This window comes from Pseudomonas sp. NPDC090233, from assembly GCF_044772285.1.
In the GTDB taxonomy this organism is placed as follows: Bacteria; Pseudomonadota; Gammaproteobacteria; order Pseudomonadales; family Pseudomonadaceae; genus Aquipseudomonas.
The window spans coordinates 750057-760301 of sequence record NZ_JBIVYQ010000001.1; the positions used below are offsets into that span (position 1 = coordinate 750057).

Genomic DNA, 10245 nt, shown 5'->3' on the forward strand with positions numbered 1-10245 from the left:
AAGTACTACGAATCATTATCAAATGCATTCTTTTTGAATAGCACTGGTGTGCCAGATACCATATGGTTCTCTGCGTTTGCCGAGTCCTCGGCAAGGCCAATCCCGCTGGGACCCTACTGCGTGAGCCATGTTGGTATACCAGCGGGAAAATCTGACTTTGAACTCAACCCAGTCTTTTGATCGCCAGCACATTGCACAGCGGATGCTCCACGACATGCGCCGTGGTCCCACCGAGGAAAGTCTGCATGGCGTCATGCCGGTGGCTGCCCATCACGATCACATCCACCCGGCTGTGGCTGACGAACTGGGCAATCGCCCGAATGGCGGCGCCTTCAAGGAAGTGTCGGCGCTCCAGGGGGATTTGATGATGGTCGCCCAGGCGATTGAACGCAGCCCGCTGCGCAGTGCGCACGCTGCCTTCGAAACCGGGCATGGTCACCGTGCCGGCGCCGAAGTCGGCGATGTGAGTCTTCGCCGCATCGCACACATGCATCAGGTGCAGCTCGGCGTTGCATTGCAGGGCCAGGGCGTGGGCGCAATGAATCACCTGCTCGTCGAGGTGTTCGCCAGCACCTAGGCTGTTGAGGTCTACCGCCGCAGCGATCTGCCGTGGCAGGGGCAGGCGAATGTCGCTGACCAAGTGCACGGCCACCGGGCTGTCCTTGAGCAGTTGCCAGTCCAGCGGCGTGACTAGCAGGCGCTTGAGCACCGGCTCATGCTGCACGTCCTTGACCAGCAGGTCGCAGCCCTGTTGCTCGATGCGTTCGATCACGCTGCCCAGCGGGTCGCGCGTCAGCAGCAGTTCGGTGGACACATCCAGGCCGGCAGTGCGCAACTGCTCGGCGGCGTCGGCCAGCCATTGACGGTTGTCGGCCAGTAGCCGCTCCCGTTCGCGGCCGTCGCTCATCAGGCCGAACGTGTCGACGTCGTCGACGAATACATTGATATCCAGCAGTGCGCCGCTGGATTCAGCCAATGCCGCCGCGCGCTGCAGCGCCGGCGTGAAACGCATCTGCGGGCCGAGCATGACGAACAAACGCTTGAACTGGCTCATCGCACACCTCCACGTGTGGGCAGCCCCCCGGTTCATGCCTGTTGATCTTGTCCGTTCAGTCTAGACCCGTAACGGCGGGCGCTGCGATCCATCAGAGTGGTGTGCTGGATATCTCAGCTTCCTGCCACCCCCCACCCAACGCCGCATAGAGGTTCACCTCTGCCACCAACTGCGCCAGTCGGTCACCGATCAACCCCTGCTGCGCACTGAACAGCGAGCGCTGCGCATCGAGGAACGTCAGGCTGCTGTCCACGCCAATGCGGTAGCGGTGCTCGGCCAGGTTGTAGTAACGCTGGTTCGACGCCACCAGATCGCGCTGGGCCTGCAGCTGCCGTTGATAGGTAGCGCGCGCCGCCAGACCGTCGGCAACTTCCTGGAACGCGCTCTGGATGGCTTTTTCGTATTGGGCCACCTGAATGTCCTTCTGCAACTGCGCATAGTCCAGGCTGGCACGCAGACTGCCGGCAGTGAAGATCGGCAGGCTGATCTGGGGTTGGAACAGCCAGGTGCCGGTACCTGCATCGAACAGGCCATCGAGCTGCGGGCTGGTGCTGCCGGCGTTGGCGGTCAGGCTGATGCTGGGGAAGAATGCCGCTCGCGCAGCGCCAATGTTGGCATTGGCCGCCTGCAGCTGGTATTCGGCCTGAAGAATATCCGGTCGGCGGCGCAGCAGATCGGAGGGCAGGCCGGCGGGGAGACCGGCGATCTGTTCATCGGCCAGGGGCAGGGCGGCCAGGCCCTCGTCAATCGGTTCGCCCACCAGCAAGGTCAGCTGATTGAGATCCTCGGCCACCTGGCGTTTGTAGCGCGCCACGGCGGCGCGGGTGCTGTCGACACTGGTGCGTGCCTGAATCTGGTCCAGCGCAGACACGGTGCCGGCGCGGCGCTGGTTGACGGTCAGGCGCAGGCTGCGTTCGTCGGCGGCCAGGGTGTCCAGCGACAGCGCCAGCAACTCCTGGTCGGCGCGCCAGGTCAGGTAAACGCTGGCCACGCTCGCAACCAGGCTCAACTGGGTACTGCGTTGGGCCTGTTCGCTGGCCAGGTAGGTGAGCAGCGCCTGGTCGCTGAGGCTGCGCAGTCGGCCGAACAGGTCCAGCTCGTAGGCGCTGACGCCCAGGGTTGCGGCATAGGTCGAAGAGATCACGCCCTGTTCGGTACCGGTCATGCTGCGCGGCAGGTACTGACGCTGGCCCTGTGCGTCGGCGCTGACCTTGGGCAGCAGCTCTGCGCGTTGGATACGGTACTGGGCTCGGTAGGCCTCGACGTTCAGCATCGCCGTGCGCAGGTCACGGTTGTTGGCCAGGGAGGCGTCGATCAACTGCCGCAGCACAGGGTCCTGAAATACCTGTCGCCAGTCCTGCGCCGGCCTGCGCGCTTGCAAGTCGCCCTGGTAGGCCGGCCCTTGCGGGAACTGCTCGGTGACGGGGAGCGCCGGGCGTTGATAGTCGGGTATCAGGGAACAGCCGCACAGCAGTGCGGCGCAGAGGGTAAGGGCATGACGGGGCATTACCGGTACTCGCACGGTCAGGCGCCTGCCATCCATTTCGCCAGGCCGTGGCGGCCACTGACTCTCAGCTTGGCGGTGGCGCGCTTGAGGTAAGTTTCGATCGAGCTGTTCTTGACGTTCAATCGTTGCGCCATCTCCGGCACGGTGCCACCTGTCAGCAGGCCCAGGCAGACTTCCTGTTCGCGGCTCGAGAGTTTTACCGCCTCTTGGGCGAGACGTTCAGTGAAGGAATGTCGCAGCGAACCATTGTCCAGGTCCGAAACAGGCGAGCCGCTGCGCTGGACACTCTGACCCAGCCGTTGCCCATGGTGTTCGACCAGCGGCAGCAAGGTGTCGGAAAGGGTCTTGAGCTGCGACAGTTCAGCCAGGGTGAAGGCCCGTTGGGTGGGCAGGCGATGGAAGCAGATGACCCAGCGGCGGTCGCCACTGCGGGAAACCAGGTGGCATTGGTGGGCACTGTGGTGGGCGTTTGCTGGCGCCTTGAACTCGATCAACAGGGGGTCTTTCATCTGGATGATGCTTTGCAGCAACGGATGGCGCAGGGCGTCTGCACTTGGCGGCGGCTCGGCGCCAGCGCTGCCCAGCAGCTTGATGCGGCTGATACTGGTCTGGCGCGGGTCGAGGGTCCATTCGCTGAGTTCGAGCCTGTGGACTGGCACCTGGGCATCGACCAGGTGAAACATCTGCTCGGCGAAGCCATTGGCGCCGCTGCTGGCGATCAGTTCACCCAGTTGCAGATACAGCTGAGGGTCAGGGCGGTGTTCGAGGCTGGCGGTCAGCTTCATAGTCCTTTCGTCCTTGATTCAAAACGTTACGGCGGGTGGTCTCGCGTTTGAGTTCTCCGGGCGGGGTGCGGTCAGATGGCGATATTCAATCTCGACCGGGTGGCTGAGTCTGTAATGGAAAACCGGGACAGAAAATGCCAGCAATCACTGCGGGACAAGGCGATACGGGTTCGATAGGACAATGGCTTTCTCGACAGCTAGCTAACGAATTGGCGTCATAAGCCTGTCAGTTCGCGGCGAATCCCGAAAGATGAGGCCGGGCGTAGGCCATCTTGGGCTGCTGCCAATGGCAAATGTCCTACATGCTTTTCAGCCGACGAGGACGGGCCTGGGGAGTGTCCGGGTTTCAGGGGCCATACAGGGTGGGGTGGCAGTGCTTGAATCCGCGGATGATCAACCAGAAGGACCTGCCCGCTCATGCCTGCCGTCGAAACCTTTGCCCTGACCGTTGCCCAGCGCGATATCTGGCTCGACCAGATTCGCCACGGGGACTCGCCGCTGTACAACATCGGCGCTTATGTCGAGCTGCACGGGGCGGTGGATGTGGTGCGGCTGCGTGCGGCCCTGACGCACATGGTGGCCCTGCATGACGGCCTGCGCACCGTGCTGGTGAGCGGGCAGGAGATGCCACGCCAGCGTTTTGCCGAAAACCTGACGGTTGCGCTGATCGAGCACGACGTCCGTGGTTCCGCCGCCCCCATGGACGCCGCACGGGGTCTACTCAAGGCCCAGATGCAAAAGGTATTTACCTTGGAGGGCGAAGCCTTGTGGGGCGCGCAGCTGATCTGGCTGGAAGATCAGCGCTGTTTGCTCGCCCTGCAGGCGCATCATCTGATTCTCGATGGCTGGGGCGTGGACTTATGGTTCAAGCAGCTCGCCGATGCCTATGAGCTGCTGGGACAGGGTCTGCCGTTAACTGCCACGGCGCCGTCCTATCGTGAGTTCATCGACGATGACGCCCAGTACCAGGCCTCTCCTCGCCATGGCCGTGACCGCGACTACTGGCTGGCTAAATACCAGCAACTGCCCGATGCGCTGCTGGTACCACGCGAGCGTGGCACGGCGCTGACTGGCGAGCCGAGTGCCGCCATCGAACTCCCTTTCGATGTCGACTTGCTTGAGCGGATGCGGCAACTGGGAGCGGACCTGCAAGCCTCGGCCTTTCACGTGCTGCTGGCCGCGATGCACGTATGCTGCGTGCGCACCTGGCAGCGCGACGAGTGGGTGGTGGGCCTGCCGGTGCGCAACCGTGGCAATGCCCGTTTGAAATCGACCCTGGGGCTGTTCACCCAGGTCAGCGCCTTGCGCATGGACTTCGGCCGCAGCCGCACATTCGCCGAACTGGTACAGGGTATCCGTGATGCCCTCAAGCAGGATTTTCGTCATCAACGTTTCGCCCTCAGCGAGCTGAACCGGGCGCTCGGCGCGCTGCGTGAAGAACGCCCGCAGCTGTTCGAGCTAATGGTGTCGTATGAGGAAGACGACAACGAGCTGCGCTTCGGCGACACCCGCGGGCACACCGTGATGGTCTGCAACGGCCACGAACCCACGCCGCTGAGCGTCCATCTGCGCAGCAACAGCCACAGCGGCCAGGCTCGCCTGCACCTGGTATACAGCCGTGCCTGGTTCAGCGCCGACGAGGTCGACGCACTGGCCTCGCGGCTGTTGCATGTACTTGAGCAAGGGTTGCGGCAGCCTGGCTTGAGTATTGGCACTCTCGACCTGCCGACGGCCAGCGAACACATACGACTGCAGCAGTGGAACAGTGCTGCCGAGACCGCGCAGCAGGGTGAGCTGCTGATCCATCGCCGCATCGAGGCCCACGCCACGGCCAGGCCTCAGGCGCTCGCCGCTCAGTTTGAAAGCAGCAGCCTGAGCTACGGCGAATTGAACCGGCGAGCCAACGCCCTGGCGCGGCACTTGATCACGTTGGGCGCGGGGCCTGACCTGCGTGTTGCAGTGGTCGCCCAGCGTGGCCTGGATACCCTGGTCGGCTTGCTGGCAGTACTCAAGGCAGGGGCCGCGTACGTTCCGATCGACCCCGCTCACCCGCCAGAGCGCCTGGCCTATCTGCTTGAAGACAGCGCGCCACAGGTGGTGCTGACCCAGTCGCGGTTGAGTGAGCGCCTGCCTGCCCACGGCCTGCCGCAGATTGAGCTGGACCGCCTGTCGTGGGCCGAGGCAATCGATGACGCGCCTGAAGTGGCCCAGCTTGCGCCGCACAACCTGGTCTATGTCATCTACACCTCGGGCTCCACCGGCCTGCCCAAGGGCGTGATGGTGGAGCACCGAATGCTGGCCAACCTGGTCGATTGGCACTGTAAAAGCTTCGGCTTGGGGCCTGGCGGTCACCAGTCGAGCCTGGCCGGTTTCGGCTTCGATGCCATGGCCTGGGAGGTCTGGCCTGCCTTGTGCAGCGGCGCGACCCTGCACCTGGCACCGGTGCGCGACGGTGCCGAAGATATCGACGCCTTGCTGCGCTGGTGGCGGGCACAGCCGCTGGACGTCAGTTTCTTGCCGACCCCGGTGGCCGAACATGCGTTCGCCCAGGGCGAATTGCACCCGACCCTGCATACCCTTTTGATCGGCGGTGACCGCCTGCGCCGCCTGGCGCGCGAGCGCCGCTACCGGGTGGTCAACAACTACGGCCCTACGGAAGCCACGGTAGTGGCCACCTCGGGCGTGGTCGAGGCGGGCCGGCCGCTGCATATCGGTGGGCCGGTCGCCAATACCCGGCTGTATGTGCTCGACGAACAACGCCGGTTGTTGCCGATCGGTGCAGCTGGCGAGCTTTACATCGGCGGCAGCGGCGTAGCGCGTGGCTACCTGAACCGGCCCGAACTGACCGCCGAACGCTTTCTCGACGACCCGTACAGCCCAGCGCCCGGGGCCCGCATGTACCGCAGCGGCGACCTGGTGCGCTGGCTGCCTGACGGCACCCTTGAATACCTTGGCCGCAACGACGACCAGGTGAAGATACGCGGCGTGCGGATCGAGCTGGCCGAGATCGAGGCCGCCCTGGCCAGCCACCCGTCGCTGCGTGAATGCGTGGTGCTGCTGCGTGACGGCCAACTGCAGGCGTGGTTCATCGCCCAGGCGCCCGTGACGCCCCGTGAGCTGCATGAGCATGTGCGTGACCTGCTGCCCGCCGCCTTGCTGCCAACCGCCTATGTCAGCCTGGCCAAATGGCCGCTCACCGCCAACGGCAAGCTTGACCGCCGCGCCTTGCCTGCGGCCGATGAAGTGGCCAAGGTGCGCCGCGAACACGAAGCGCCCGTCGGTGAAATCGAGCAGCGCCTGGCGTTGTTGTGGGCCGAGTTGCTGCAGGTCGAGCGGGTAGGGCGCCAGGACCATTTCTTCGAGCTGGGAGGTCATTCGCTGTTGGCGGTGCAACTGATCGAGCGCATGCGCCAGCTCGGCCTGCAAGCCAATGTGCAGGTGTTGTTCGGCCAGTCGACCCTGGCCAGCCTGGCGGCTGCTGTGGTCGTAGGCGAAGCTGCAACGGTGCCCGCCAATGGTGTGCCGCCAGGGTGCCTGCAGATCACCCCCGCAATGCTCAAACTCACCGAGTTGGACCCGGCGGCCATCGAGCGCATCGTCGCAACGGTGCCGGGCGGTGCAGGCAATGTGCAGGAAATATACCCGCTGGCGCCCTTGCAGCAAGGCTTGTTGTACCACCATGTCACCGACGCCCAGGACCCCTATCAGCAGCAGGCGCTGTTCGCGTTTGCCGACCGCACGCAGCTGCAAGCCTTTGCCGATGCCTTGCAACGGGTGATCGAGCGGCATGACATATTGCGCACCAGCCTGCTGTGGGAGGGGCTGGACTCGCCGCAACAAGTCGTCTGGCGCCAGGCGCGCCTGCCGATAGACAGCTGGGTGGCCGAGCGGCCAGGGTCTGACATAGCGGCGCAGTTGCGCGCGGCCTACGATCCCCAACAACGTCCGTTGGACCTGCGCCAGGCACCGATGATGGCCTTGGTCACTGCCGAAGATGCGGGCCATGGGCGCTGGCTGGGACTGTTGCGCTTCCACCACCTTGTCAACGATGCGGTGTCACTGCAGGTGCTGCTCGGCGAACTGGAAGCCTTTATGCACGAGCAGGGAGAGCAGTTGCCGCCGCCGGTGCCGTACCGCGACTATGTGGCGCTCAGCGGCGCTGCCGAGCGCCAGGCCCGTCATGAGGCATTCTTTCGTGAGCAACTGGCCGGGGTAGAGCCCCCTGCGCCTGTGGCCGGGCCTGGTGGTGTGGCGGTTGACGAGCACGACTTGCAGATCCATGCCGTGACACTCGAAGACGGGCTGGCTGACCGGCTGCGTACTCAGGCGCGGCACAACGGGGCGAGCCTCGCCAGCCTGCTGCACCTGGCCTGGGCCCAGGTAATGGGCAGCCTGTCGGGCCGTGATGAGGTAGTGATCGGCACCGTGCTTCTGGGTCGGGCCATGGCCGGCAAGGGCGCCGACCGTGCCATGGGTATGTTCATCAACAGCTTGCCGTTACGCGTCCGCCTGGCTGGCCACTCGCTGGGTCAAGGCTTGGTGCAGACTCATGCACGCCTGGCCGACCTGCTCGGGCACGAAGACGCCCCCTTGTTGTTGGCCCAGCGCTGCAGCGGCCTTCCAGCCGCCACACCGCTGTTCAACAGCCTGATCAACTACCGCCAGGGTGCCTTGCCACAAGGGCAGGTACTCCCCGGAGTGGAACTGGTCGCGGCCAGTGACGTCGTGAGCCATGGGCTAGTGCTGACCGTGGATGACGACGGGGCGGCGCTGCAGCTTGCCTTGCGCGCCCCGCGTGCAGTCGGCGCCCCCCGGGTACTGGGCTTTTTGCTGGCGACCTTGCGTCAGTTCGCAGAGGCCGAAGCTCAAAGCCAGCCGCTGCATGCCTTGTGCAGCGTGCCGGCCGATGAGTTACAGCGACTGCTTCACACCTTCAACCAGACCGAAGACCGACAAAGCCCGCTAGGCACCACGCTGCCTGCGCTGTTCGAGGCTCAAGTGAGGCGAACGCCCCTGGCCGTCGCGCTGCAGGCCGATGATGCCAGCCTCGATTATCAGACGCTCAATGCCCAGGCCAACCGCCTGGCCCATCGTCTGATTGCCCTGGGCGTAGGCCCCGACCTGCGTGTCGCCATTTGCGTGGAACGCGGCGTGTCGATGCTGGTTGCGCTGCTCGGCGTGCTCAAGGCCGGTGGCGCCTACGTGCCGCTCGACCCTGGCTATCCGGCGGAGCGCCTGCGTTTCATGCTTGAGGACAGCGCCCCGACCGTGCTGCTGGTGCATGGCGCCACCCTCGGCCTGTTTGACGCAGCATCGCCCCCGATCCTCGATCTGGACCGTGACGACTGGCAGGCCTGCAGCGCTGAAAACCCGACAGTGCCGGGCCTGGGCCCTGCGCAACTGGCCTACGTGATGTACACCTCCGGCTCCACTGGCACGCCCAAGGGCGTGATGATCGAACACCGTGGCCTGTGCAACCTGATGCACTGGGGCTCGCAGATCTGCCAGCCGCAGCCGGGGGATGCCCTGTTGCAACGGGCGCCGTTCAGTTTCGACGGCTCGGTTTGGGAGCTGTTCTGGCCACTGTGCGCGGGCCTGCGTCTGGTCCTGGCGCGCCCCGACGGCCACCGCGACCCGGCGTACCTGGTCGCGTTGATCCAGGCGCGACAGGTCACCACGCTGAAATTCGTGCCAGCGCTGTTGCACCAGTTCCTCGACCAGCCCGATGTCGAGCGCTGCACCAGCCTGACCGATATCTTCTGTGGCGGCGGCGAGCTGACCCTGTCGCTGCTGCGCGGCGTGCGCGAGCGCCTGCCCAAGGTGCGCGTGCACAACGTCTACGGCCCCACCGAGGCGACGGTGGACAGCACCGCCTGGACCCTGCAGGCGCATGACCCGCTGCCTGCGCTGGCACCGCCGATTGGCCGCCCCATCGCCAATACCCGCCTTTACGTGCTTGATGAGCACGATCGCCCGGTGCCGCTTGGCGCAGTGGGGCAGTTGCACATTGGTGGTGTCGGTGTTGCGCGTGGCTACCTGGGGTTGCCGGCGCTGCAGGCCGAACGCTTCATACCCAGCCCCTTCGTCGGGGGCGATCGCCTTTACCGTACCGGTGACCTGGTGCGCTACCGCCAGGACGGTGAGCTGGACTTCGTCGGCCGTAACGACTTCCAGGTCAAGCTGCGCGGGTTGCGGGTCGAACTGGGCGAGATCGAAGCGGCGCTGGCATCGCACCCATCCATCGGGCAAAGCGTGGTACTGATGCGCGAAGAGCGCCTGGTGGCCTATTTCACCTGTCGCGATACCCGCCCTGCGCCCGCGCTTGAGGTACTGCGCAGCCACCTGCTGGCAAGCATGCCCGAGTACATGGTGCCCCAGGCGTTCGTCGCCCTGGCGCAATTGCCGTTGAGCCCCAACGGCAAGGTCGACCGCCGGGCGCTGCCGGCACCGGGGCTGGACGCGGTGATCAGCCGTGACTACCAGGCGCCGCAGGGCGAGCTCGAAGCGGCGCTGGCGGGCATCTGGACCGAAGTGCTGAAAATCGAACGGGTCGGGCGGGAAGACAACTTCTTCGAGCTGGGAGGCCATTCGCTGCTGGCTGTCAGCCTGGTGGCGCGCATGCGCCAGGCCGGGTTGCACGTCGATGCGCGCACCCTGTTCAGCCAGCCGACCCTGGCAGGATTGGCGGCCAGCACCCGGCGCGAGCAGGTTGAAGTGGTGATACCACAGACCACCATTCCAAGCCTGGGCAAGCGCAGGCGCATATGAAATGACCGGGGGCCTTATGGCGGCCCCCGGTAATCACCGCCACTGTCCCCACTTCCCATGTCAGACCGACCGGTCACGATCCTTTAGCGTGTCTCCGATCCCTATTTCCAGGCAAAGCAGGATGCTTACCG

4 protein-coding genes are annotated in these 10245 nt (G+C 65.0%); 1 reads left to right on the forward strand and 3 read right to left on the reverse strand.

From position 1 onward, the window contains the following. Positions 1-163 precede the first annotated feature (163 nt). The 3 genes from ACIQUF_RS03590 to ACIQUF_RS03600 all read right to left on the reverse strand — a co-directional run bounded on the left by ACIQUF_RS03590 (position 164) and on the right by ACIQUF_RS03600 (position 3346). A complete protein-coding gene (locus ACIQUF_RS03590) occupies positions 164-1054 on the reverse strand; it encodes a universal stress protein (RefSeq protein ID WP_403128517.1) in 891 nt (296 codons plus the stop codon). 91 nt (positions 1055-1145) lie between these two features. After that, a complete protein-coding gene (locus ACIQUF_RS03595) occupies positions 1146-2561 on the reverse strand; it encodes an efflux transporter outer membrane subunit (protein WP_403128520.1) in 1416 nt (471 codons plus the stop codon). 17 nt (positions 2562-2578) lie between these two features. Beyond that, on the reverse strand, positions 2579-3346 hold the full coding sequence (locus ACIQUF_RS03600; RefSeq protein WP_403128522.1) for a helix-turn-helix transcriptional regulator: 768 nt from the start codon (positions 3344-3346) through the stop codon (positions 2579-2581). 417 nt (positions 3347-3763) lie between these two features. Here ACIQUF_RS03600 and ACIQUF_RS03605 point away from each other — a divergent pair, with 417 nt between their 5' ends. Continuing rightward, positions 3764-10114, forward strand: coding sequence for an amino acid adenylation domain-containing protein (locus tag ACIQUF_RS03605; RefSeq protein WP_403128525.1), 6351 nt, complete (start codon positions 3764-3766; stop codon positions 10112-10114). Positions 10115-10245 lie beyond the last annotated feature (131 nt).

Coding starts and splice junctions, on each gene's coding strand:
- ACIQUF_RS03600 (WP_403128522.1), bottom strand. CDS start 3,346: ATGAAGCTGACCGCCAGCCTCGAACACCGCCCTGACCCTCAGCTGTAT.
- ACIQUF_RS03595 (WP_403128520.1), bottom strand. CDS start 2,561: ATGCCCCGTCATGCCCTTACCCTCTGCGCCGCACTGCTGTGCGGCTGT.
- ACIQUF_RS03590 (WP_403128517.1), bottom strand. CDS start 1,054: ATGAGCCAGTTCAAGCGTTTGTTCGTCATGCTCGGCCCGCAGATGCGT.
- ACIQUF_RS03605 (WP_403128525.1), top strand. CDS start 3,764: ATGCCTGCCGTCGAAACCTTTGCCCTGACCGTTGCCCAGCGCGATATC.